24 protein-coding genes and 1 other annotated feature are annotated in these 22,489 nt (G+C 73.5%); of the genes, 20 read left to right on the top strand and 4 right to left on the bottom strand.

Translation table 11 applies throughout. The features are described from left to right. Window positions 1–591 (top strand): class I SAM-dependent methyltransferase (locus A6R01_RS16155; protein WP_292608015.1); only part of this gene is annotated, 591 nt, incomplete at its 5' end. Continuing rightward, window positions 588–1,001 carry a hypothetical protein gene (locus A6R01_RS16150; RefSeq protein WP_292608013.1) on the top strand — a complete coding sequence of 138 codons (414 nt, stop codon included), beginning with the start codon at window positions 588–590 and terminating at the stop codon, window positions 999–1,001. The genes A6R01_RS16155 and A6R01_RS16150, both read left to right, overlap by 4 nt. A 118-nt stretch (window positions 1,002–1,119) precedes the next feature. On the opposite strand, the gene A6R01_RS16145 is transcribed toward A6R01_RS16150, so the two are convergent. Beyond that, window positions 1,120–4,056, bottom strand: a complete 2,937-nt coding sequence (locus A6R01_RS16145; RefSeq protein WP_292608011.1) for a crotonase/enoyl-CoA hydratase family protein — start codon at window positions 4,054–4,056, stop codon at window positions 1,120–1,122. 174 nt (window positions 4,057–4,230) lie between these two features. Here A6R01_RS16145 and A6R01_RS16140 point away from each other — a divergent pair, with 174 nt between their 5' ends. From A6R01_RS16140 to A6R01_RS16130, 3 genes are read left to right on the top strand one after another with little or no spacing between them, the layout of a single operon-like run. Continuing rightward, the gene (locus A6R01_RS16140; protein WP_292608018.1) at window positions 4,231–5,157 is read left to right on the top strand and encodes an ABC transporter ATP-binding protein; all 927 of its coding nucleotides are present in this window, start codon (window positions 4,231–4,233) and stop codon (window positions 5,155–5,157) included. After that, the gene (locus A6R01_RS16135) at window positions 5,157–5,978 is read left to right on the top strand and encodes an ABC transporter permease (protein ID WP_292608008.1); all 822 of its coding nucleotides are present in this window, start codon (window positions 5,157–5,159) and stop codon (window positions 5,976–5,978) included. Before A6R01_RS16140 ends, A6R01_RS16135 begins: the two co-directional genes overlap by 1 nt. Further along, window positions 5,979–6,794, top strand: coding sequence for an ABC transporter permease (locus A6R01_RS16130; RefSeq protein WP_292608005.1), 816 nt, complete (start codon window positions 5,979–5,981; stop codon window positions 6,792–6,794). On the opposite strand, the gene A6R01_RS16125 is transcribed toward A6R01_RS16130, so the two are convergent. Further along, complete coding sequence (locus tag A6R01_RS16125) at window positions 6,760–6,909, bottom strand: hypothetical protein (protein WP_292608002.1); 150 nt, start codon at window positions 6,907–6,909, stop codon at window positions 6,760–6,762. The genes A6R01_RS16130 and A6R01_RS16125 overlap by 35 nt on opposite strands. Before the next feature lie 113 nt (window positions 6,910–7,022). Here A6R01_RS16125 and A6R01_RS16120 point away from each other — a divergent pair, with 113 nt between their 5' ends. Genes A6R01_RS16120 through A6R01_RS16100 form a run of 5 tightly spaced genes read left to right on the top strand, consistent with a single transcriptional unit; the run spans window position 7,023 to window position 11,005 of the window. Next, window positions 7,023–7,562, top strand: a complete 540-nt coding sequence (locus tag A6R01_RS16120) for a DinB family protein (RefSeq protein WP_292608000.1) — start codon at window positions 7,023–7,025, stop codon at window positions 7,560–7,562. A 54-nt stretch (window positions 7,563–7,616) separates the two neighbouring features. After that, window positions 7,617–7,811 carry a DUF3046 domain-containing protein gene (locus A6R01_RS16115; protein WP_292607998.1) on the top strand — a complete coding sequence of 65 codons (195 nt, stop codon included), beginning with the start codon at window positions 7,617–7,619 and terminating at the stop codon, window positions 7,809–7,811. Then, window positions 7,808–9,115, top strand: coding sequence for an MFS transporter (locus tag A6R01_RS16110; protein WP_292607996.1), 1,308 nt, complete (start codon window positions 7,808–7,810; stop codon window positions 9,113–9,115). The genes A6R01_RS16115 and A6R01_RS16110 overlap by 4 nt, the downstream gene beginning before the upstream one ends. A gap of 4 nt (window positions 9,116–9,119) precedes the next feature. Further along, a complete protein-coding gene (locus A6R01_RS16105; RefSeq protein ID WP_292607993.1) occupies window positions 9,120–9,956 on the top strand; it encodes an S-methyl-5'-thioadenosine phosphorylase in 837 nt (278 codons plus the stop codon). Beyond that, window positions 9,953–11,005 (top strand): NAD(P)-dependent oxidoreductase, encoded by a 1,053-nt coding sequence (locus A6R01_RS16100; protein ID WP_292607991.1) that lies wholly within the window; start codon window positions 9,953–9,955, stop codon window positions 11,003–11,005. Before A6R01_RS16105 ends, A6R01_RS16100 begins: the two co-directional genes overlap by 4 nt. 6 nt (window positions 11,006–11,011) lie before the next feature. Here the strand turns inward: A6R01_RS16100 and A6R01_RS16095 are convergent, their stop codons facing one another. Further along, window positions 11,012–12,457 carry a hypothetical protein gene (locus A6R01_RS16095; RefSeq protein ID WP_292607988.1) on the bottom strand — a complete coding sequence of 482 codons (1,446 nt, stop codon included), beginning with the start codon at window positions 12,455–12,457 and terminating at the stop codon, window positions 11,012–11,014. Between the two features lie 115 nt (window positions 12,458–12,572). Here A6R01_RS16095 and A6R01_RS16090 point away from each other — a divergent pair, with 115 nt between their 5' ends. From A6R01_RS16090 to A6R01_RS16045, 10 genes are all read left to right on the top strand, one after another. After that, a complete protein-coding gene (locus tag A6R01_RS16090) occupies window positions 12,573–13,274 on the top strand; it encodes a glycosyltransferase family 2 protein (protein ID WP_292607986.1) in 702 nt (233 codons plus the stop codon). Continuing rightward, window positions 13,271–13,948 carry a TIGR04282 family arsenosugar biosynthesis glycosyltransferase gene (locus A6R01_RS16085; RefSeq protein ID WP_292607984.1) on the top strand — a complete coding sequence of 226 codons (678 nt, stop codon included), beginning with the start codon at window positions 13,271–13,273 and terminating at the stop codon, window positions 13,946–13,948. The genes A6R01_RS16090 and A6R01_RS16085 overlap by 4 nt, the downstream gene beginning before the upstream one ends. Further along, entirely contained in the window at window positions 13,945–14,496 is a 552-nt protein-coding gene (locus A6R01_RS16080) for a class I SAM-dependent methyltransferase (RefSeq protein WP_292607982.1), read from the top strand. The genes A6R01_RS16085 and A6R01_RS16080 overlap by 4 nt, the downstream gene beginning before the upstream one ends. After that, window positions 14,493–15,656, top strand: a complete 1,164-nt coding sequence (locus A6R01_RS16075; protein ID WP_292607979.1) for a molybdopterin-dependent oxidoreductase — start codon at window positions 14,493–14,495, stop codon at window positions 15,654–15,656. Before A6R01_RS16080 ends, A6R01_RS16075 begins: the two co-directional genes overlap by 4 nt. A 20-nt stretch (window positions 15,657–15,676) precedes the next feature. Continuing rightward, entirely contained in the window at window positions 15,677–16,120 is a 444-nt protein-coding gene (locus A6R01_RS16070) for a hypothetical protein (protein WP_292607977.1), read from the top strand. After that, window positions 16,120–16,842 carry a response regulator transcription factor gene (locus A6R01_RS16065; protein WP_292607974.1) on the top strand — a complete coding sequence of 241 codons (723 nt, stop codon included), beginning with the start codon at window positions 16,120–16,122 and terminating at the stop codon, window positions 16,840–16,842. Before A6R01_RS16070 ends, A6R01_RS16065 begins: the two co-directional genes overlap by 1 nt. Further along, the gene (locus A6R01_RS16060; RefSeq protein WP_292607971.1) at window positions 16,839–17,981 is read left to right on the top strand and encodes a HAMP domain-containing sensor histidine kinase; all 1,143 of its coding nucleotides are present in this window, start codon (window positions 16,839–16,841) and stop codon (window positions 17,979–17,981) included. The genes A6R01_RS16065 and A6R01_RS16060 overlap by 4 nt, the downstream gene beginning before the upstream one ends. Before the next feature lie 205 nt (window positions 17,982–18,186). Then, window positions 18,187–19,230: a recombinase RecA gene (gene recA / locus A6R01_RS16055; protein WP_292607969.1), complete on the top strand. Its 1,044-nt coding sequence runs from the start codon at window positions 18,187–18,189 to the stop codon at window positions 19,228–19,230. A gap of 245 nt (window positions 19,231–19,475) precedes the next feature. Beyond that, the gene (locus A6R01_RS16050; RefSeq protein WP_292607967.1) at window positions 19,476–20,120 is read left to right on the top strand and encodes a regulatory protein RecX; all 645 of its coding nucleotides are present in this window, start codon (window positions 19,476–19,478) and stop codon (window positions 20,118–20,120) included. Window positions 20,121–20,442: 322 nt separating this feature from the next. Further along, a complete protein-coding gene (locus tag A6R01_RS16045) occupies window positions 20,443–20,799 on the top strand; it encodes a hypothetical protein (protein ID WP_292607965.1) in 357 nt (118 codons plus the stop codon). Between the two features lie 269 nt (window positions 20,800–21,068). Here A6R01_RS16045 and A6R01_RS16040 read toward each other — a convergent pair. Further along, window positions 21,069–22,336 (bottom strand): IS3 family transposase gene (locus A6R01_RS16040; protein WP_292607962.1). Its coding sequence is split into 2 segments (ribosomal slippage): window positions 21,069–22,033 and window positions 22,033–22,336, totalling 1,269 coding nucleotides; the frame shifts between segments, so codons are not numbered across the junction. Beyond that, window positions 21,903–22,037: a sequence feature (AL1L pseudoknot), on the bottom strand. (Overlaps the previous gene by 135 nt.) Window positions 22,337–22,489 lie beyond the last annotated feature (153 nt).

Here is a 22,489-nt window from a genome sequence, read left to right as displayed (position 1 = left end):
GCGCACGTGGTCGCGGTCGACCCGGACCCGGACATGGCCGGGCTCACCGTGGGCCTGCCGGACCTGCCGTTCGAGGACGGCGCCTTCGACCTCGTGGTCGCCGCCTTCGTGGTCAACCACCTCGACGACCCGCGCGCGGGGGTGGCCGAGATGGCCCGGGTCACGGCGCCCGGCGGCCGCGTGGTCGCGACCATCTGGCCGTCGGGCGCCACCGCGCAGTCGCAGATGTGGCAGCGGGTGCTCGACGCCGTGGGTGTCGCTCCGGCGCCCGGCGTGCGGCTGCCCGAGCACCTCGACTTCCCGCGGACCGTGCAGGGTCTGCAGGGCCTCCTGGCCGGCGCCGGTCTCGACGCCGACGCGCACCCGATCACCTGGACCCACCGCGGCCCGGTCGACGAGCTGTGGGACGGCGCGGCTGCCGGCATCGGTGGCATCGGCGCGACGATCGCCGCGCAGCCGGTCGAGGTGCGCGAGCGGTTGCGAGCGGCGTACGAGCAGGAGGTGGGGGCCCTGGTCGTCGACGACGAGCTGTGCTTCAGCACCGAGGCGGTGCTGGGCGTGGGCATGGCGCCGGGGAGGATGGGGGAGTGAGGTTCACCGAGCACGAGATGACGACCGCGCTGCAGGGTGCCGTGCGCGCCGGGCTGGCCGAGGACCCCGACGAGGCGAAGGCCGCGTGGGAGGAGCTGGACAGGTTCACGCGCTTCCAGACGCTGACCCTCATCGGCGACCAGGTGCTGCCGGTCCTGGTCGGCCTGCCGGACATCACGGTGGAGCCGGGCACGCGCGCGGAGTACGACGACGAGACGGTCGCCTCGGTCGCCGGCCCGCTGCTGGCCGCCGAGTGGGACCGCTCGCAGGGTGACGGGTCCTGGGACGCCCAGCCCGCCGAGGACCGCGACGCCTACCTCGACCACCGGGTCGGGCTGGTGCAGGAGGTGCTCTCGCACCTGCCGCCGCGGCAGGACCCGGACGCGCTCATCGTGCCGGACCACCTGTAGGGGGACGTCACGGAACCAGACGGACCGAACAGCCGCGCACAGGCCCGCCTCGGCGTCGACGCGTGCTCGCGGGGTCCGTTCGGTCCGTCTGGCTACGAAGCCACCGGGCGGACCGGTCCTAGCGTCCGGTCCACCTCGGGGGCCGCTTCTCCGCGAAGGCGGCGACGCCCTCGCGGGCGTCGTCGCTGAGGATCACCGGGCTGGCCATCTCGCTCTGCCGGGTGAACGCCTCCTCGGCCGGCCAGGTGGGGGCGGCGTCGATGATCTCCTTGCCCACCCGGACCGACAGCGGCGCGTTGTCGGCAAGCTGGCGCGCCAGCTCCAGCGCGACCACCAGCGCGCGGCCGTCCGGGACGACCCGGTTGACCAGGCCCAGCTCGTGCAGCCGCTGCGCCGGGACCGGCTCGCCCAGCAGCGCGATCTCCAGCGCCACCGCCCGTGGCAGCCGCGTCGCCGTGCGCAGCAGCCCGCCGGCGGCGGCCAGCAGGCCGCGCTTGACCTCCGGCAGGCCGAACGTCGCCGACTCGCCCGCCACCACCAGGTCCGCGCACAGCGCCAGCTCGAAGCCGCCCGCCAGCGCCGAGCCCTCCACCGCGGCGATCGTCGGCTTGGTCGGCGGCAGCTCGGTCAGCCCCAACGGGCCCCGTCGCTCCGTCACCGGCACCTCGCCCCGGTGCGCACCCGACAGGTCCATCCCGGCGCAGAACGTGCCGCCGGCGCCGGTCAGCACGATCGCCCGGACCGTGTCGTCGGCCTCCACGTCGTCCACCGCGCGCTCCAGCATCCGAGCGGTGCGGGCGTCGATCGCGTTGCGCACCCGCGGCCGGTCCAGCGTGATCACCGCGACCGGGCCGTCGAGCGTGGTGTGGACCGGCGCCGCCGCTGGCTCCGGCAGCGGCACCCGCTCGTCGCCGAGCACCAGCCGTCCGTCCTCCGAGCGCAGCACCCGGCGTAGGGCGTCCGTGCCGGTCAGCAGCGCCACGTCCTCTTCGGACTCGCACCGCAGCAGGACCCGGCTGCCGTCCTCGGCGATGGCCGAGACGACCACGCCCTCCACGCGACCCTCCCGGTCGTGGCCCACCGTCACGGCCTCCACGACCGCCGGGCCCTCGAGCTCGGTGACCACCGGCCGCGGCGCCGGCCGGTCCACCGTCGGGCGCAGGTGCGCGAACGGCCGGGCCGGCGGCGTGGCGGAGTAGACCCCGAGCGCGTGCTTCGTGGCGTACCAGCCCAGGGAGCTCGACAGCCCCACCTCGTCGGGGCGCTCGCGCAGCTGCGGCACCATCGTCGCGATCGCGTGCAGGCCGTACCCGTTGCCCGGGCCACCCGCCGACGTCAGCCCGCCCGTGACGCTCAGCGGCCGCGCCGGGTCCTGCCACGGCAGCCCCAGCGCCTGCGCGCCGAGCTGCACCGCGGCCGGGAAGCAGGAGTAGAGGTCCACCGGCCCCAGCTCGTCGGCCCGCACCCCGGCGTGCTCCAGCGCCGCCCGGCCGGCCGCGGCGATGGCGGGGGAGGAGGCCAGGTCGGCGCGCTCCGAGACGAACCACTCGTCGGTCGCCGAGGCGCCTGCGTGGAGGAACACCCACTTCTCCTGCGGTACGCCGAGTGCGGCCGCCGCGGCCACGCTGGTCACCACCACGCCGGCCGCCAGGTCGACCTGCAGGTTGGCGCACATCAGCTTCGTGTACGGGTCCGAGACGGCCCGGTTGGCCGGCGTCACCGTCGCGATCTCCTCGGCCGTGCGGGCCGTCGGGTCCCACGCGTACGGGTTCTCCGCCGCGACCGCGCTGTGCCGCGCCCACAGGTCCGCGATCGCGGCCCGGTGCTCGGCCTCGTCGGTGCCGGCGGCACCCCGCAGCGCGGACTCGATCAGCGCGTAGACGTAGATCGGCGCCCCCAGACCCACGCTCGTCTCCGCCTCGTTGTTGGCCGGCCGGTCGACGCCGATCACCCGGTCCGGCGCGGAGTCGTCGGGCTGCCGGGTCCACTCCGGCTCGCGGCCCTGCGCCTGCAGCGCCGCGACCGTCGCGCCGGCCTCCGCGCCGCTGACCAGCACCACGTGCGCGTCGCCGCTCACGATCCGGTCGGCGGCGTCGTTCATCGCGAGCTGCCCGCCGTCACCGCCGTACGCCGAGGTCTGCACGGTCCCCGACTTCTCGGCGCCCACGAGCGAGGCGACCAGGCCCGCCTGGTCGGGGTAGGTCCACGAGGCGCTCGGCACGGCGTACACCAGGTCGGCGCGACCCAGCACGTCCACGCCCGCGTCGCGCTCGGCCGCGCGCAACGCCTCCACCGCCGAGGCCACCGGCTCGACGGGTGCGTCGAGGTCGGGGGTGCGCCGCACGACCTGCCCGACGCCGATCACCACCGGCGTCGTGGGCTCCAGCAGCGCGCCCGTCCGCTCGTGCAGCACCGGCTCGTCGGCCACCCGCAGCCTCGCGCCACCCTCGGCGCCGCCGAGCAGCTCGGCCACCCGCGCCAGCGACTCGGCCAGCGCGACCTCCACGCTGCGCACCGCCGTGAGCCCCACGGGCCCCTTGACCGGCGGCCCGTCCAACGCCCCGTCGAGTCGTACGCCGCTGCCCGCGGGCGTCGGCACGACGGCCGCCCACAACCCGACCGTGATGCCCATCGGCCCGGTGCCGCGCAGCTCGAACCCGGCCGCGTCGACCCGGGCCACGCTCCACCGCGCCTGCGCGGGGATGTCCATCAGCGAGATCTGCTGGGTGAACTCCGCACCCTGCTCCATCCGGCTCGGACGCTCGCCACGCCAGGACCGGTGCAGGGTCAACCACTCGTGCACCCGGTCGAGGTCGGTCAGCAGCGCGACGACGTCCGCCGGGTCGGCCGCCACCGTCCCGGTCGCGTGGACGCGCCGGGCGTAGTCCGCGGCCCCCGCCGGCTCCTCGATCACCACGTCCGGGACCGCCTCGGCGCCCCCGCCGGGCCGCAGCCGGTCGACCACGTCGCCGGCCACCACCTTCGCGGTCTGAGCCAGCACCGGGGCCAGCGTGGTGACGGTGCCGAGCACCCGGGAGCGACGCGAGGAGGGCATGGGCGTCACCGTAGAGGGAGGTGGGTGCGTGGCTCGCGGGGTCTCGCGGCTCGTCGGTGGCGCTCCTCGCACTTCGACCGGCTTCGGAGCCGGTGTGCCGCGCATACCCTGCCGGGGATCGGGTCCTAGGGTGAAGGCGTGAGCACAGACCTGCCGGCCTCGGGTGCCGGCTCGATGATCCACGCGTCGGGACTGCGCAAGAGCTTCGGCGGCTTCGAGGCGGTGCGCGGGATCGACGTCGACGTGCGGCCGGGGGAGGCGTTCGGCTTCCTCGGACCCAACGGGGCCGGCAAGTCCTCGACCATGCGAATGATCGCGGCGGTCTCGCCGGTGAGCGGCGGCACGCTGCGCATCCTGGGCATGGACCCGGCCACCGACGCTCAGCAGATCAAGGCCCGCATCGGCGTGTGCCCGCAGGAGGACACCCTCGACACCGAGCTGACCGTGCGCGACAACCTCGTGGTCTACGGCCGCTACTTCGGGCTGCCGCGGGCCGAGGTCCGCGAGCGGGCCCAGGAGCTGCTGGAGTTCGTGCAGCTGACCGAGAAGGCCGACGCGATGGTCGACGACCTCTCCGGCGGCATGAAGCGCCGGCTCACCATCGCCCGCTCGTTGATCAACCGCCCCGACATCCTGCTGCTCGACGAGCCGACCACCGGCCTGGACCCGCAGGCCCGCCACGTCGTGTGGGACCGGCTCTTCCGGCTCAAGCAGCAGGGCGTGACCTTGGTGCTCACCACCCACTACATGGACGAGGCCGAGCAGCTCACCGACCGGCTCGTGGTCATGGACAAGGGCGTGATCGTCGCCGAGGGCTCGCCGCTGGACCTCATCGCCGCCCACTCCACCCGCGAGGTCGCCGAGCTGCGCTTCCCCGTGCCCACCGACGGCGGCACCCACGAGCCGCTGGCGGAGAAGGTCGCCGACCTCGCCGAGCGGGTCGAGGTGCTGCCGGACCGGCTGCTGCTCTACACCGCCGACGGCGAGGAGACGGTGGCGAAGGTGCACGAGCGCGGCCTGCAGCCGATCGCCACCCTGGTGCGCCGATCGACCCTGGAGGACGTCTTCCTCCGCCTGACCGGCCGGACGCTGGTCGACTGATGGCGCAGACCCATACCCAGAGCCAGGCCACCGCGCCCCGCGGCACCATCGACGGGGCCCTGCGACTGCTGGACTACTGGGCGACGGCCTACCGGCGTACCTGGAAGGGCAGCGTCGTCTCCTCCTTCGTCACCCCGCTGCTCTACGTCCTGGCGATGGGCGTCCTGCTCGGCGGCTTCGTCGAGGCCGATCCCGAGACCCTCGAGGGTGCGACGAGCTACCTCGCGTTCGTGGTGCCGGGCATGATCGCCGCACAGTCGATGACGCTGGTCTTCGGCGAGGTGACCTACCCCGTCATGGGGATGATCAAGTGGAACCGCACCTACTACGCCATGACCGCCGGGCCGCTCGGCGTGGAGCACGTGATCCTGGCCCACCTGGGCTTCGTGGCGTTCCGGGTCGCGGTGAGTGCGGCGGTGTTCCTCGCGGTCGTCGCGCCGTTCGGGGTGCACGAGTCCTGGTGGGGCGTGCTGCTGGCCTTCCCCGTGCAGGTGCTCATCGGACTGGCCTTCGCCGCGCCGATCTACGCCTTCTCGGCCGGATTGAGGAGCGAGAGCGCCTTCTCGCTGGTCTTCCGGCTCGGGATGATCCCGCTGTTCCTCTTCTCCGGGGCGTTCTTCCCGGTCAGCAACCTCGACCAGCCGCTGGAGTCCCTGGCGGTCATCACCCCGCTGTGGCACGGCGTCGACCTGACCCGGATGCTCACCCTCGGGACCCTCGAGCTCGGCCCGGCACTGGTCCACGTCGCCTACCTCGGTGCCCTGGTGGTGCTCGGCTGGTGGTGGGCCCAGCGCCGACTCCAGCGACGGATGGTGGTCTGAGTGGCGATCACGACCGCGACCGTGGCGCGCAGCATCTCGCGCCACCCGCTCGGCCCCGCCGGTGCCGCCGCACTGCTCGTGCAGCGCAACTACCTCGCCTATCGACGCGTCTGGTACATCTTCGCGTCCGGCTTCCTCGAGCCGGTCTTCTACCTCCTCAGCATCGGCATCGGCGTGGGTGCCCTGGTCGGCGGCTTCGAGGTCGGCGGCCAGGAGATCCCGTACGCCGAGTTCGTCGCCCCCGGCATGCTGGCCGCCTCCGCGATGAACGGCTCGGTGCTCGACTCCACGTTCAACTTCTTCTTCAAGCTGAAGTTCAACAAGCTCTTCGACCAGATGCTGGCCACGCCGCTGACGACCCTCGACATCGCGCGCGGCGAGCTGTCGTGGTCGCTGATGCGGGGCGGCACCTACTCCGCGGGCTTCCTGCTGGTGATGCTCGCGATGGGACTGGTCTCGTCCTGGTGGGCGCTGCTGGTCGTGCCCGCGGCGCTGCTCATCGGTGCGGCGTTCGGGGCGGTGTGCATGGCGCTGACGACCTGGATGCGCTCGTGGCAGGACTTCGAGCTCGTCACGTTGGCGACGCTGCCGATGTTCCTGTTCTCGGCGACGTTCTTCCCGGTGACGGCCTACCCCGGTGTGCTGCGCTGGGTGGTCGAGGCGACCCCGCTCTACCGCGGGGTCGTGCTGTGCCGCGAGCTGACCACGGGCACGGTGTCGTGGGACTCCGCGGTCTCGGTGGTCTACCTCGTCGCGATGGTGGTCGTGGGGCTGCTGCTGGTCAGGCGTCGACTGGACCGGCTGCTGCTGACCTGACGCCCGCCGGCTCGGGAGCCTCGCCCGCGGCGAAGGCCCGTCCGACGGCGACGGCCAGCGGCAGCGGGGCCAGGACCCACACCAGCGCGAGCGCCACGAGGACAACGGTGATCATGTCTCCGACTGTCCTCCTGCGTGCTCCACAACCGGTGCACGTGGGCGCCACGACACGACAAGAGTTCAACACCGGATCTCCACAGCACATCTCCGTCTGCGACGCTGCTGCCCATGAGCGAGGGGTTGCGCGACACCAAGGACTGGACCTGGGTGCTGGAGCGCCCCTGCGAGCAGTGCGGCTTCGACGCCGCCGCCGTCGCCCGGCACCAGATCGGTGCCCGGCTGCGTGCCGGGATGCCCGCCTGGCACCGGCTGCTCTCCGGCCCCACCGCGAGCGTGCGCCCCGACCCGACCACCTGGTCGCCGCTGGAGTACGCCTGCCACGTCCGCGACGTGCACATCGTCTTCAGCGCCCGCGTCGCGATGGTGCTGGGCCAGCACGACCCCGAGTTCGCCAACTGGGACCAGGACGAGACCGCCGAGTCGCAGGGGTACGCCGAGCAGGACCCGGCCACGGTCGCCCGCGAGCTCGCCGAGGAGACCGAGCGGGTCGCCGCGGCGTACGACGTCCTCGACCCGACCGACGAGGCGCTGTGGGCGCGGCCGGCCCGCCGCAGCAATGGGTCGGTGTTCACCCTGGACTCGCTGGCGCGTTACCACCTCCACGACGTCGAGCACCACGTGTGGGACGTCCGTCCCAGCGAGGGCTGACTCCGCACCCGGGGTCGCCCCGTGTCCGTCGGCGCCTCCGGGCATGATGGCCGCGTGCGGCACACGGAGTTCTGGGACCGGATGGACCACGCGCTCGGCCACGCCTCGGCGCGGTCCTGGGCGAGCCTGACGGTGATCGCGGGGCTCGGCGGTCGCACCGCCCAGGAGGCACTGGACGCCGGCGTCGCCCCCAAGGAGGTCTGGGCCGAGGTCCACCGCTTCCTCGGGCTGCCGGCGACGCTCAAGTGAGCGCCGAGCAGGCGCCCGCCACCCCCGGCCCGCCCGGTACCCCCGGCCCGCCCGGCACCCCGAGGCACGACCGGGCGGCGGTCCAGCGGCGTACGGTCCGCGTGCTGGTGGTCACCCAGGCGGTGGGCGCCGTCGGCATCACCATCGGGATCGCGACGGCCTCGCTGCTGGCGCGCGACATCTCCGGCAGCGACAGCCAGGCCGGGCTCGCGCAGACCTTCCAGGTGCTTGGGGCCGCGGTGGCCGCCTACCTGCTGGCGCGGGCGATGAGCCTGCGCGGCCGGCGCATCGGACTCACGACCGGCTACCTCCTGGGTGCATCGGGAGCGGCCCTCGCGGTCCTCGCCGGGGTCGTGGGCTCGATGGCCCTGTTGCTGGTGGGCGCCCTGCTGCTGGGGGCGACGACCGCTGCCAACAACGGCGCGCGCTACGCAGCGACCGACCTCGCCGAGCCCCTGCACCGGGGTCGCGCGCTGTCCACCGTGGTGTGGGCGACGACCATCGGCGCGGTCGCCGGCCCCAACCTCACCAGCCCGGCCGCGGCGCTGGCGCTCGGCCTGGGGCTGCCCGAGCTGACCGGACCCTTCGTGGTCGGGGTGATCGGGATGCTGCTGGCGGCCTTGGTCGTCGGGACGCTGCTGCGCCCGGACCCGCTGCTGCTGGCCCGCGAGGTCGCCGGGGTCGATGCCGCACCGCCCACCGGGACCTCCTGGGGACGGGTTCGTCAGGCGGTGGTCGAGCACCCGGTGCTGGGGGCGGCGGTGCTCGGCCTGGTCGGCAGCCACGCCGCGATGATCGCGGTCATGGTGATGACTCCGCTGCACATGGAGCACGGCGGTGCCGAGCTGCGCATCATCGGTGTCGTCATCAGCGTGCATGTGCTCGGGATGTTCGCCTTCGCGCCGCTCGTGGGCCTGCTCGCAGACCGCGTCGGCCGGCCACCGACGCTGGCCGTCGGGGGAGTGCTGCTGGTGGTCTCCCTGCTGCTCTCCGGCGCTGCGCCCGAGGGCAGCTCCTGGCAGATCTTCGCCGGGCTCTTCCTCCTCGGCCTGGGGTGGAGCTTCGGCACCGTCGCCGCCTCCACGCTCATCGCCGACCACGCACCGCTGGACGTGCGGCCGGACGTCCAGGGGGCCGCCGACCTGCTGATGGGCCTGGGCGCCGCGGCCGCCGGCGGGCTGGCCGGCGTCGTGGTCGGCACGCTCGGCTACGCCCACCTCTCGCACGGCACCATCGCCCTGGCGCTGCTGGTCGTGGTCGCCGCGGTGCTCGCCCGGTCGGGCTCCGAACGCCTGGCACAGTGACCCCATGACCTCCACGCAGGCCACGGCACGGCCCGACCTCGCTGCCCGGGCGGACATCGCCGTCATCGGCGGCACCGGCTTCTACTCCTTCCTCACCGACCCCGAGGAGGTGCGGGTCGAGACGCCGTACGGCGACCCCTCGGCGCCGATCGCGATCGCCACCGTCGCCGGCCGACGGGTCGCGTTCGTCCCGCGGCACGGTGCCCACCACGACTTCCCGCCGCACGCGATCCCCGCTCGTGCCAACCTCTGGGCGCTGCGCTCCCTCGGCGTTCGCCAGGTCCTCGCGCCCTGCGCCGTCGGTGGCCTGCGCCCCGAGGTGGCGCCCGGCGACGTGGTCGTGCCCGACCAGCTCGTCGACCGCACCTACCGCCGAGTCCCGTCCTTCGTGGAGAGGGGAGCGGTGCACCTGCCCTTCGGCGACCCCTACTGCCCGGGGCTGCGCAGTGCCGTGCTCGGCGCCGCCCCCGACGTCACCGACGGCGGCACCATGGTCGTCATCGAGGGCCCCCGCTTCTCCACCCGCGCCGAGTCGCGCTCCTACGCCGAGCAGGGCTGGACGCTGATCAACATGACCGCGCTGCCCGAGGCGGCGCTGGCCCGCGAGATGGGGCAGTGCTACGCCTCGATCGCGCTGGTCACCGACATGGACGCCGGCGCCGAGGAGGGCAGCGGGGTCAGCCAGGAGGAGGTCTTCGCGCTCTTCAAGGCCAACCTCGAGCGGCTCACCGGACTGCTGTCGGCGACCATCGAGGCGCTGCCCGACCCCGACGGCTGCACCTGCGGCAGCTGGACCGACGGCGTCGACCTCACCTACGAGATCCCCGGCGGCACCGCGTGAGGGTGCTGCTCACCGGGTCCGCCGGCTTCATCGGGGCCGCTGTCGCCGAGGCCCTCGAGGCCCGCGGCGACGAGGTCGTCCGGGTCGACCTGATGCTGCCGATGGCGCACGGCTCCTCCAGCGCACCCGAGGACACCCACGCCCTCGACGTGCGCGAGGCCGCCTCGTCCGAGACCTGGGCCGGTCTGCTGCGCGGCGTCGACGCCGTGTGCCACCAGGCGGCCGTGGTCGGGGCGGGCGTCACGGTGGCCGACCTGCCGGCGTACGCCGCCCACAACGACCTCGGCACCGCCGCCCTGATGGCCGCGATGCACGAGGCCGGCGTGCACCGGCTGGTGCAGGCCTCGAGCATGGTCGTCTACGGCGAGGGCCGCTACACCTGCGCCGAGCACGGCGAGCAGGTGCCGGGCGTGCGCTCGCGCGAGGACCTCGACGCCGGTCGCTTCGACAACCCGTGCCCGGTCTGCGGGGGGCCGCTGGCCTGGGCGCTGGTCGACGAGGACGCCCGGCTCGAGCCGCGGTCGAGCTACGCCGCCTCCAAGGTCGCGCAGGAGCACTACGCCACCGCGTGGGTGCGCCAGGCCGACGCGGCGGCGGTGTCGCTGCGCTACCACAACGTCTACGGCCCGGGGATGCCGCGGGACACGCCGTACTCCGGCGTCGCGGCGATGTTCCGCTCCTCCCTCGAGCGCGGTGAGGCGCCGACGGTCTACGAGGACGGCGAGCAGATGCGCGACTTCGTGCACGTCACCGACGTCGCGCGCGCCAACCTCGCCTCGCTCGACGCGGTGCTCGAGGCGCCGGCGGGGCACCACCGCGCCTACAACGTCGCCTCCGGCCACCCGGTCGGCATCCGCCGGGTCGCCGAGCTGGTGGCGGAGGGGACCGGACGCGACCTCGCGCCGGAGGTGACCGGCGGCTACCGGCTCGGGGACGTGCGGCACATCGTGGCTTCGCCGGAGCGGGCGCGCGCGGAGCTCGGGTTCAGCGCGGAGGTGCTGCCCGACGTCGGGCTGACGGCCTTCGCCACCGCGCCCTTGCGTCCCTGAGGGTCCTCACCAGGTCGTGTAGGCCAGGTGCTGCACCGCGAGGGCCGTCACGACCTGCGCGAGCAGGGCGGGCGAGCGCCACCGGGGCGGCAGCAGCGCGACGGTGAGCGTCAGCCACGGCACGAACGGCACCCAGATCCGCTCGACCTCCGACTTGCTCATCCGTGACGCGTCGGCGGCGAGCACGACCAGCAGCATCGCACCGGCCAGCAGGAGGACGACGCGCTCGGGCTCGGGCAGCGCACGTTGTGCGTGCGGACGGACCCGGGTCACCAGCACGCCCAGCCCGCCCCACACGGCGGGGCCGGTGATGACGGCGAGGGCGGCGAGGTTGCCCCAGAGCCAGTACGACGCCGGGCGGATCGAGGCGATGCCGTCCCAGTAGCGCTCGTGCAGCACGGGGTAGGCCTCCCACCACGCGAAGCCGGCGACCGCGAAGCCGAGCACCGGCACCAGCGCTGCCGCCACGGTCACCGGGAAGACCGGCGTCCGCCAGGCTCGGCCGGCCGTGATGACGGCGAGCGCGACGAGCCCGACCAGCGGCATGCCGTAGGACATCAGCACCGAGCAGCCCAGGAGCAGGCCGGCCGCCACCGACCAGCCCCAGCGGCTGCATCGGTCGGGACCCTCGTCCCCGGGCCGGCTCGCGAGTGCGAGGCAGGCCAGTCCCCAGGCGACGACCGCACCGATCACCGCGTCCGCGGAGACCGCGACGAAGACGGCCACGGGGGACAGCGCGAGCGGCACCGCGAGCCGTCGGGCGAGGTCGTGGCCCGCGAGGGCGCGCAGCGTCACCAGCACCGCCACCGGCATCGAGGCGCCGACCACGGTGACCACGACACCGGCGGCCAGGTCGCCGCCGAGGCCCACCTGCACCAGCCCGACGAAGAACAGCAGCATCAGCGGCGGGTGCCCAGCGACGTGGGTCGGCCAGTTGCGGGGCGAGGCGTCGTAGGAGATGCGGTCGACGTACTCGGCCAGCAGCAGGCCCACGTCGTCGATCGAGCGCGCCGTGGGGAGGTACTCCACCGGGTGGCCCAGCACCCGCGAGAGCCCGCTCGGGCCGTCGACCAGGGCGAGGGCGAGGCACCACCCGAGCGCCAGGAGGTACGTCGCGAGCAGCAGGCCACGCCACGGCGCGACCCGCGCCCAGCGCACGCCCCACCACCAGCCGCCCAGGCCCAGCGCGATCGCCGGCAGCGTCCCGGGGCCGAACCACTGCGGGGCGAACCACCCGTGCAGCGGCGGGATCACCAGCTCCTCGACCTGGGAGCGCGGCGCCCGGGTGTGCACCTCCCAGCCGACCAGGTGCGGCACGGTGAACGCGGCGATCACCAGCAGCCCGACGAGCACGACGCCGACCGTCGCGGCGCGGTGGGACCCGGCGGTGGAGGGGGCTGCGGACGGGTCGCCGGACGGGTCGGCGGGCCGAGCGACCGCGGGGGAGGGCATGCCCGCGACTGTAGGGGGAGCCGCCCAGCGACCGCACCGCTCGACGAGGCGGTGTCACGAGGCCGTAAGAGTTGCCCCACCCCTGCGGTACCGGCCTCGGGCTACGGTCGCTGCCATGCCCGCACCCGACCCTGCCGTCCCGACGGCCGACCCGGTGGCCGGCCCCGTCGCGGACCTGGTGCTTCCGTGCCGGGACGAAGGCCCGGCCCTGGCGACGCTGCTGCCGCGGGTGCCGGCGCAGTTCCGAGTGATCGTGGTCGACAACGGCTCGACCGACGACACCGCCGCGGTGGCCGAGCGGCTGGGGGCCCACGTGGTGCGGGAGTCGACGCCGGGCTACGGCGCGGCCGTCCACGCCGGGCTGCTGGCCGCCACGCACGACCACGTCGCCTTCATGGACGGCGACGGCAGCTTCGACCCCGAGCAGCTGCTGCCGATGCTCGACGACGTGCGCTCGGGCCGCGCCGACGCCGCCCTGGGCCGCCGTCGACCGGTCGACCGCCGGGTCTGGCCCTGGCACGCCCGCCTGGGCAACAACATCATCGTCTGGTGGCTGCGTCGCCGCCTGAGCATGGCCGCCCACGACATCGCGCCGATGCGGGTGCTCGACCGACGCGCGCTGCTCGACCTCGACGTGCGCGACCGCCGCTTCGGCTACCCCGTCGAGCTGCTGCAGAAGCTCACCGTCGCCGGCTGGCGGGTCAGCGAGCACGACGTCGACTACCACCCGCGCGCCGAGGGCACCCGCTCGAAGGTCTCCGGGTCCGTGCGCGGCACGGTCCGTGCCGCCCGCGACTTCTGGCGGGTGCTGTCATGAGCGGCTCTCCCGTCGGCCCCGTGCGCGCACTGGTGCTCGCCAAGGCGCCCGTCGCCGGACGGGTGAAGACCCGGCTGGGCGCCGACGTCGGCCTCGAGCGGGCCGCCGAGCTGGCCGCGGCCGCGCTGCTCGACACCGTGGAGGCCTGCACGGCGGCGTACGGCGCGGAGCACTGCCACCTCGCGCTCGCCGGTGACCTCGCCGAGGCCGTCGACGGCCCTGCCCTGCTGGCCGCCACGCGGGGCTGGCACGTGCACCCGCAGCGCGGCGAGGGCTTCGACGAGCGGCTCGCCGCTGCGCACGCCGACGTCGCGGACTCGGGCCCCGGCCCAGTCGTGCAGGTCGGCATGGACACCCCGCAGCTGACCCCCGACCTGCTCCACCTCGTCGTCGCTGGGCTCGAGCGGCACGACGCCGTGCTCGGGCCCGCCGAGGACGGCGGCTGGTGGGTGCTGGCGCTGCGCGACCCGCACGACGCCGCGGTGCTCGCCGGGGTCGAGATGTCGACAGAGCGCACCCACGACGACACCCTGGCCGCCCTGCGCGCCCGCGGCCTGGAGGTCGGGACGGCGCCGGTCGAGCGTGACGTCGACACCGTCGCGGACGCCGACGTGGTGGCGGCCGCGTGCCCGTCCTCCCGCTTCGCCCGGGCGTGGCTGGGGGTGGACGCATGAGCCTGGCCGAGGAGGTCCCCGACCTGCACGACCGGTCCTTCAGCAGCCTCTTCAGCCACGCGCTGCGCGGGGTGCCGTGCCGGGTGCTCGGGCTCGACGGCGGGCCAACCGAGCTGCCGGTCCACGAGTGGACCCGCGCCGCGGACCCCCACGACGACGCCCTGCTCGCCGCGTGCGTCGGCGACACCCTCGACGTCGGCTGCGGTCCCGGGCGGCTCGCGCAACGGCTCGCCGAGGGACGCGACCGGCGGGTGCTCGGCATCGACGTCGTGCCGGAGGCCGTGGCCCAGACCAGGGCCCGCGGGGTGGCCGCGCTGCAGGGCAGCGTGTTCGACCCGGTCGTGGTGGAGCTCGCCGCGCCCGGCGTGCCGTCGACCACCCGGTGGGCGCGCCTGGAGCTGGCCGGCACGACCAGCCGCCCCTTCCGGTGGTCGGTGGTCGGTGTCGACGGCGTCCTCGGCCTCGCCCGGGCGACCGGCTGGTCGGTCACGACCCGCGCACCGTTCGCGCCCCAGCGGTGGCTGGCCGTCCTGGAGCGGCGGCCGTGAGCCTGCTCCCGGCACTCCGACGAGCGCCCCGCGAGACCTCGCACCTGCGCAGCGCCGCCGTCACGGCCCGCGTCGGGCGGTGGCTCGGGATCTGCTTCGGCATCGCGTTCCTCACCGGCCTGGTGAGCCACTACGCGCAGAACCCCACCCAGCCGGTGCCATTCCCCACCAGCCCGTCGTGGGGCTACCGCCTCACCCAGGGGCTGCACGTGACCACCGGCATCGCCTGCATCCCGCTGCTGCTGGTCAAGCTGTGGAGCGTCCTGCCCCTGCTCGTCCGTGGGCTGCCCAGCGGCTGGGCGGCCCGCGCCCGCGACGGCGCCGAGCGGGCCTCGATCGCCGTGCTCGTCTCGGCCTCGGTCTTCCTGCTCGTGACCGGGCTGCTCAACTCCACCCAGTGGTACCCCTGGGACTTCTCCTTCCGCCGCAGCCACTACGCCCTGGCCTGGGTCGCGATCGGCGCCCTGCTGCTGCACGTCGCCGTCAAGCTGCCCACCATCCGTGAGGCGCTCGGGCGCGACGTCGACGACACCGCCCTCGACCGCCCCGAGGCCGTGGTCCGTGGCGGGCTCAGCCGTCGCGGACTCCTGCGCTCGACCTGGGTCGCCGCGGGCCTGGCCGTGCTGGCCACCGCGGGCTCGACCGTCCCGTGGCTGCGGCGCGTGTCCGTCCTGGGGGTCCGCTCCGGCGACGGCCCGGGCGGCGTGCCGATCAACCGCACCGCGGCCGCGGCCGGGGTCGAGGAGTCGGCGTCGTCACCGGCGTACCGGCTGGTGGTGGCGCACGCTGGCACCACCGTCTCCCTGACGCGCGAGGACCTGCTGGCCATGCCTCAGCGCTCGGAGGAGCTGCCGATCGCGTGCGTCGAGGGGTGGAGCGCCTCCGCGGTGTGGACCGGCGTGCGGCTGCGCGACCTCCTCGACCTCGTCGACGCCCCGCGCGGCGCCGAGGTCGAGGTGACCTCGCTGCAGGAGCGGGGCGCGTTCCGCGCGACCCTGCTGCAGGGCAACTTCGCCGACGACGACCGCACCCTCGTCGCGCTCGCGCTCTCCGGCGAGCCGCTCGACCTCGACCATGGCTACCCGGCCCGGCTCATCGCCCCCAACCGGCCCGGCGTCCTGCAGACCAAGTGGCTCTCGAGGCTGGAGGCGGTCACGTGAGCGCCGGTGGGACGGGACGGGTGAGCCCCGGACGCGCGGTGCTCGGCGCCGCGGGCGTGCTGCTGGCGGCGTACGGCGCATGGCTGCTGCTGTCGCGCCAGGACCTGGACCGCAACCTCGACGTGGTCCTGTGGCTGGCCGGAGGGGTGGTCGTGCACGACCTCGTGCTGGGCTCGGTGGTGATCGCGGTGTCGCTGCTCGCCACCCGGCTGCTGCCGGCCGTGGCGAGGCCGGCTGCGGGTGCGGGCCTCGTGGTGCTGGGCAGCCTGACGGTGCTGGCGGTGCCGTTCCTCGGTGGGTTCGGACGCGAGAACGCCCCGGAGAACCCGACGCTGCTGGACCGTGACTACACCGCGGGCTACCTCGTGCTCGTCGCGACCGTCATCATCGTGGTCGTGCTGCCCGTCCTGCTCCACACGCTGCGCTCACGTCGCGCCGCGCCCGAGGGGACCGGGGGCCGCTGATGGGGCGGGTCCTGGTGGTCGACGACGACGTGACCGTGCGCGAGGTGGTCGTGTCCTACCTGCGCGCCCACGGCCACGAGGTCGAGGAGACCGGCGACGGCGAGGACGCGCTGCGGCGGATGGGCCCACCGGGCCAGGCGCCCGTCGAGGGCGCCCCGGACCTGGTGGTGCTCGACCTGATGCTGCCCGGCGTGGGCGGGCTGGAGGTGTGCCGCCGGCTGCGCGCGCTGCCCGACCGGCGCGCCGAGGTGCCGGTGGTGATGCTGACCGCGCTGGGCGAGGAGGGCGACCGGGTCGCCGGCCTCGAGGTCGGCGCCGACGACTACGTCACCAAGCCGTTCAGCCCGCGCGAGCTCGCGTTGCGCGTCGACTCGGTGCTGCGGCGCGCGGGAGTCGGTCAGGACCCCGAGCCGACCACCGTGCTCACCGACGGCGACCTGGTGCTCGACGTCTCGCGCCACGAGGTGAGGCGGGCGGGGGAGAGCCTCGCGCTGACGGCGCGTGAGTTCGACCTGCTGCGCTTCCTGCTGGCCCACCCCGGCACCGCGTGGTCCCGCGAGGACCTGCTGGAGCGGGTGTGGGGCTGGAGCGTCGGGGACCTGTCGACGGTCACCGTGCACGTGCGCCGGCTGCGCGAGAAGGTCGAGGCCGACCCGAAGCAGCCGGCCCGGCTGGTGACGGTCTGGGGCGTCGGCTACCGCTGGGAGCCCGCCCCCGCATGACGCAGGACAAGCTGCAGATCGTCGCGATGGCGGTCGCGGCCGCGCTGGCGGTCGGGACGCTCGGGCTGGCGGCCGCCTGGGCGGTGCGCCGGCTCTCGATCGCCTGGCAGCTGGTGCTGGTGGCCGTCGTGCCGGTGCTCGGCATGCTGGCCGGGGTGCTGGTCGTCGCCCGGGCGATGTTCATCTCCGAGCACGACCTCGGCGCCCTCACGCTGGTCGCGGCCAGTGCCGCGGTCGTCTCGGTCCTGGTCGCGGTCGTGCTATCGCGAGCGGTCGTGGTGTGGTCGCGCGGACTGGCCGAGGAGGTGCGCCGGGTCGGGGCGACGGCGGCGTACGAACCGGTGACCGCGCGGGGCCCGGCGGAGTTCCGCCGGCTCTCCGAGGAGCTGGCCGCCACGCACCACCGGCTGGAGGAGGCGCGGGCCCGCGAGGCGCGGCTGGAGGAGGCCCGGCTCGAGCTGGTGTCGTGGGTCTCCCACGACCTGCGGACCCCGCTGGCCGGGATGCGCGCGATGTCCGAGGCGCTGGAGGACGGGATGGCCGCCGACCCGGCGCGCTACCACCGCCAGATCCGCACCGAGGTCGACCGGATGAGCCGGATGGTCGACGACCTCTTCGAGCTCTCCCGCATCCACGCCGGCGTGCTGCGTCTGGCCCCCGAGCCGGTGTCGCTCGGCGACCTGGTGAGCGAGGCGATCGCGGCCGCCGAACCGGTCGCCTCCGCCCGCTCGGTCGGGGTCGGCGGCTCCGTCGATCCCGGCCTGGAGGTGCAGGCCGATCCTGGTGCGCTCTCCCGGGTGGTCGCCAACCTGGTCGGCAACGCCGTGCGGCACACCGCGCCCGGTGGTCGGGTCGACGTCCAGGGACGCCGGCTGCCCGACGGCGGTGTCGAGATGTCGGTGAGCGACGCCTGCGGGGGACTGGCCGACGAGGACCTCGTCCGCGTCTTCGACGTCGCCTGGCAGGGCTCCGCCGCGCGTACGCCGGAGCAGCAGCCGTCCTCGCGCGGAGCCGGCCTGGGGCTGGCGATCGTCGCCGGGCTCGTCGAGGCCCACGGGGGGACCGTGCGGGTCGACAACCAGCCCGCCGGGTCGCACGGGTGCGTCCCCGGCTGCCGGTTCACCGTCACGCTGCCCTGAGCCTCCGCCGGCCTCCTCCCCGACTGCCGGCGTGTCGTGCGTGTCGCGCGCCGGATCGAACAGGTGTTCGGCTACCGTGCTGTCCACAGGCATGACGCGGAGCGAGGCTCTCCACAGTGCACGACACGCTGATCAGGCGTTGTCGGTGGCTCCCTCTAGCGTCGTCGATGTGCCTGGCCCACGACGAGAGAAGAGGACGACACCCATGGCTGGTGGAGATCGCGACAAGGCGCTGGATGCAGCGCTCGCCAACATCGAGCGGCAGTTCGGCAAGGGCTCGGTCATGCGACTGGGCGACGAGACCCGCGCCCCCCTGGAGGTGATCCCGACCGGTGCCATCGCGCTCGACGTGGCGCTCGGCCTCGGCGGCCTCCCGCGCGGCCGCGTCGTGGAGGTCTACGGTCCGGAGTCCTCCGGAAAGACCACGGTCGCCCTGCACGCCGTGGCCAACGCCCAGCGTGCCGGCGGCATCGTCGCCTTCATCGACGCCGAGCACGCGCTCGACCCGGAGTACGCCAAGGCCCTCGGTGTCGACACCGACGCCCTGCTGGTCTCCCAGCCCGACTCCGGTGAGCAGGCGCTGGAGATCGCGGACATGCTGATCCGCTCCGGTGCGCTCGACCTGATCGTCATCGACTCCGTGGCCGCGCTCGTGCCCCGCGCCGAGATCGAGGGCGAGATGGGTGACAGCCACGTGGGTCTGCAGGCCCGCCTGATGAGCCAGGCGCTGCGGAAGATGACCGGTGCGCTCAACAACTCCGGCACCACCGCGATCTTCATCAACCAGCTGCGCGAGAAGATCGGCGTGATGTTCGGCTCGCCGGAGACCACCACCGGTGGTCGCGCGCTGAAGTTCTACTCCTCGGTCCGCCTCGACGTGCGCCGCATCGAGACGCTCAAGGACGGCCAGGAGATGGTCGGCAACCGCACCCGCGTCAAGGTCGTCAAGAACAAGGTGGCCCCGCCGTTCAAGCAGGCCGAGTTCGACATCATGTACGGCAAGGGCATCTCCCGCGAGGGTGGCCTGATCGACGTGGGCGTCGAGGCGGGCCTGGTCCGCAAGGCCGGCGCTTGGTACACCTACGAGGGCGACCAGCTCGGCCAGGGCAAGGAGAACGCGCGCACCTTCCTGCGCGACAACCCCGACCTGGCCAACGAGCTGGAGAAGAAGATCCTCGAGAAGCTCGGGGTCGGCCCGACCGTCGACGCCGAGGCGCCCGCCGACCCGATCGGCGTGGATGACTTCTGATCGCTGCTGAGCTTGCGAAGCAGCGATGTCGGTGGTCGAGCGAGCGGCACGGCTGAGCTTGCGAAGCCGTGACCCGCGTGTCGAGACCTGGGACGCGCCAGCGGACTCGCTGATGGTGGTCGAGCGAGCGGCGCGACTGAGGGACGAAGTCGCGACCCGCGTGTCGAGACCTGGGTCGAAGTGCTCAGGCACCGGCCTTCGAACACCAGCGCCTGGACCTACGAGCTGATCGGAGACACCGGCCCGTGGACCCCGAGACCCGTCCCGCCCCTGACTGGGCGGGCGACGTCAGCCTCGGCGTGGACGCCTGGACGGGCGCCCGCGAGGCGAAGCAGGCACGCGACCGCGCCCAGCCGCCACCGGAGGACCCGGTGGCGGCGGGGCCGGACGCCGACCCCGAGCAGGTCGCGCGCACGATCCTGCTCGACCAGCTGACCGGGCGGGCCCGCAGCCGCAAGGAGCTCAGCGACAAGCTGCGCTCCAAGGACGTCCCCGAGGACCTGGCGACCCGGCTGCTCGACCGCTTCGAGGAGGTCGGCCTGGTCGATGACGAGGCGTTCGCCCGCAGCTGGGTCGCCGGTCGGCAGTCGGCCAAGGGCCTGGCCCGCCGGGCGCTGGCCCAGGAGCTGCGCCGCAAGGGCGTGGACGACGAGGTCGCCCGCGAGGCCCTCGACGAGCTCGAGCCGGAGCAGGAGGAGCAGGCCGCGCGCACCCTGGTGCGCAAGAAGCTGCGCTCGCTGAGCCGTGTCGACGACGTCACCGCCACCAGACGGCTGGTCGGCATGCTGGCCCGCAAGGGCTACGGCTCGGGCATGGCGTTCGCCGTGGTCCGCGACGAGCTCTCCCGAGCCGGCCGCGACGACCCGACCGACGACGGCGACCTGGACTGACCCGAGCCGACCGTCCTGTCCGTCGAACCGGCGTATCAATGCGCCGGTTCGATCCGTCGCTCCCGCCGAGCCGGCGCACCCTTGCGTTGGTTCGCGCTCGCCGCGAGCGGTGCGTGATCCACGGTCGAGCACGACGAACGCGTTGAGATCTCCCCGCCGTCGTTGCACGGGCCCCGAAGTGCCTGCACTGCGGCAGATCAGTGCGCGCTGACGCGCGCGCACCAGGCGGCAGAAGAGCGCGCGCGGCCGCGCACGCTAGGCGGCAGGAGAGCGTGCGATTCCTTGGCCTAGAGGTCTGGACGCGCTCTGCGAACATGTGACCGTGGAACAGACTGAGGACGGGTGTTTCGCCGTCAGCGCGGACGAGATGCGGATCCTGCGCCAAGGGCTCTTCGTCACCATTCACCACGGAGACGACGCCTTCCGGAGCGCCGCTCACACGATCACCGGGTATGAACTCGACGAGTTCCACCAGTTGATGTGGCAGATCGATGAACTCAACGGCCACAACGACGAGATTCGTCGCCTGCTTAGCGGCCAGATAGAAGAACTAGGTGCGCTCAGCCTTCCCGAACTCAAGAAGCGGGCTCAACTGCTCCGCGACGTCGTTGGCTCCGCCGATCGCTACGGTGTCGACGTGCCGCTTCGGCTCCGTGAGGGTCAGGCCCCGCCTTCCTGATCGCAGTGCGCGCTCATCGTCGAGAGCGCGCGGCAGAAGCGGATGTGCCAGTCAGTCCTGTAGGGCTGGCGGGCACGACTTGGCTGGCCTGCGCCTCATCTGGGCCAGAGGTCGCACGGAGCCCTCGAACAGCGTGATGGCGGCCAGTGCACACACATGATTGTTGGTGATGCGCTGCCCCGAGACAGGGAGCGGGTACTCAGGCAGGTCATACCAAGCGCAAATGTGCTGCACCTTCTGATCCGCCCTGGGTCTGTTGGAGGCTCGGGCTATTGGATTCCGACCAGGGATTGGTCGGTCCGTTTTGTAGCGTAGAACGCTTGCTCGAACTCTGCTGGTGGCACGTCGTCGAGGTAGCCGTGGAGGCGTTCGTGGTTGTGCCAGTGGACCCAGGACAGCGTCGCAAGCTCGACGTCCTCGACGCTTTTCCAGGGTCGGCCTTCACGTGCAGGGCCGCGGATCAGCTCGGCCTTGTAGTAGCCGTTCACGGTCTCTGCCAGGGCGTTGTCGTAGGAATCACCGACGGTCCCTATCGAGGGAACCGCGCCGATCTCGGCCAGGCGCTCGCCGTATCGAATCGACGTAAATTGACTGCCGGCGTCGCTGTGACACCGCAGGCCGGCCAGGTCGGTGCCGCGTGACCAACGGGCCATTTCGATCGCGTCGAGGACCATCGCGGTCCGCATGTGCGAGGCCACGCGCCACCCGACGATGGTCCGGGAGTAGACGTCGATGATGAAGCAGACGTAGGCGATCCCGGCCCAGGTCGGCACGTAGGTCAGGTCGGTGACCCACAGCTGGTTCGGTGCCGTGGCAGTGAAGTCACGACCCACCAGGTCGGGGTGGCGCGGCGCAGCCGGATCGGGCTTCGTGGTCCGCACGCGCTTGGTACGCCGGACCCCTTCGATCCCTTCGGCGCGCATGAGCCGCGCGACCTGGTCACGGCCGATGTCGTGACCACCGCGCCGGGCGGCTTTCCAGATCTTGCGGGCGCCGTAGACCCGGTAGTTCTGCTCCCACAGCCCCCGCACGATCGGCGCCATCACCGCATCGCGCCGCGCCCGGGCGCAGGGTCGGCGGTTCTTGTACTCGTAGTAGCTGCTCGGGGCCACCTGCAGCACGCTGCAGATGAGCTCGACCCCAAGACGCTGGCCGGCGACGATGTCGTCGCGGTTGGCGTCGATGAACGCGGCTACTTCTTGTGCTGGCGGTCGAGCTCCGCCCCGAAGAAACTTGCTGCCCGCTTCAGGATCTCGTTAGCACGCTTGAGCTCACGGTTCTCCTGCTCCAGCGCCTTCAACCTTGCCGCATCGCTGGTGCTGGTCCCGGGCAGGTGACCCTCGTCGATGTCGGCCTGACGCACCCAGGACCGCACTGACTCGGTGCCGTACCCCAACTGGGACGCGACGCGCTGCACCGTGCCGTGCTCGGTGCCGAGCTCAGCACGCAAGGCCCTGACCATCCGCACCGCAGCGGCCTTCTCTTCGGGGCTGTAGCGACGCGTGGTCGGCTTCCCCGGGGTGGTGTCCTTCGGCATGAGTCCATCCTCGTTTCCAAACGATGGAGACTCCAGACAACCCAGGGCGGATCATTCGCGTGTTCGTCCTCAGTTAGGTCAAGGGCTCGCTGCACGTGCGCATCCTCTGCGTAGTCCCAGAGCGCACGCGCGATGAGTCGCTTAGACAAACTG

Source organism: Nocardioides sp. REDSEA-S30_B4 (genome assembly GCF_001627265.1).
In the GTDB taxonomy this organism is placed as follows: Bacteria; Actinomycetota; Actinomycetes; order Propionibacteriales; family Nocardioidaceae; genus Nocardioides.
This window is presented reverse-complemented; position numbering and strand designations above follow the sequence as displayed.

Excerpts from the sequence above, each read along its gene's own strand:
- A6R01_RS16120 (WP_292608000.1), top strand. The coding sequence starts at position 7,023 with ATGAGCGAGGGGTTGCGCGACACCAAGGACTGGACCTGGGTGCTGGAG.
- A6R01_RS16105 (WP_292607993.1), top strand. The coding sequence starts at position 9,120 with ATGACCTCCACGCAGGCCACGGCACGGCCCGACCTCGCTGCCCGGGCG.
- A6R01_RS16135 (WP_292608008.1), top strand. The coding sequence starts at position 5,157 with ATGGCGCAGACCCATACCCAGAGCCAGGCCACCGCGCCCCGCGGCACC.
- A6R01_RS16085 (WP_292607984.1), top strand. The coding sequence starts at position 13,271 with ATGAGCGGCTCTCCCGTCGGCCCCGTGCGCGCACTGGTGCTCGCCAAG.
- recA (WP_292607969.1), top strand. The coding sequence starts at position 18,187 with ATGGCTGGTGGAGATCGCGACAAGGCGCTGGATGCAGCGCTCGCCAAC.
- A6R01_RS16090 (WP_292607986.1), top strand. The coding sequence starts at position 12,573 with ATGCCCGCACCCGACCCTGCCGTCCCGACGGCCGACCCGGTGGCCGGC.
- A6R01_RS16140 (WP_292608018.1), top strand. The coding sequence starts at position 4,231 with ATGATCCACGCGTCGGGACTGCGCAAGAGCTTCGGCGGCTTCGAGGCG.
- A6R01_RS16065 (WP_292607974.1), top strand. The coding sequence starts at position 16,120 with ATGGGGCGGGTCCTGGTGGTCGACGACGACGTGACCGTGCGCGAGGTG.
- A6R01_RS16060 (WP_292607971.1), top strand. The coding sequence starts at position 16,839 with ATGACGCAGGACAAGCTGCAGATCGTCGCGATGGCGGTCGCGGCCGCG.
- A6R01_RS16080 (WP_292607982.1), top strand. The coding sequence starts at position 13,945 with ATGAGCCTGGCCGAGGAGGTCCCCGACCTGCACGACCGGTCCTTCAGC.
- A6R01_RS16125 (WP_292608002.1), bottom strand. The coding sequence starts at position 6,909 with ATGATCACCGTTGTCCTCGTGGCGCTCGCGCTGGTGTGGGTCCTGGCC.
- A6R01_RS16095 (WP_292607988.1), bottom strand. The coding sequence starts at position 12,457 with ATGCCCTCCCCCGCGGTCGCTCGGCCCGCCGACCCGTCCGGCGACCCG.
- A6R01_RS16145 (WP_292608011.1), bottom strand. The coding sequence starts at position 4,056 with ATGCCCTCCTCGCGTCGCTCCCGGGTGCTCGGCACCGTCACCACGCTG.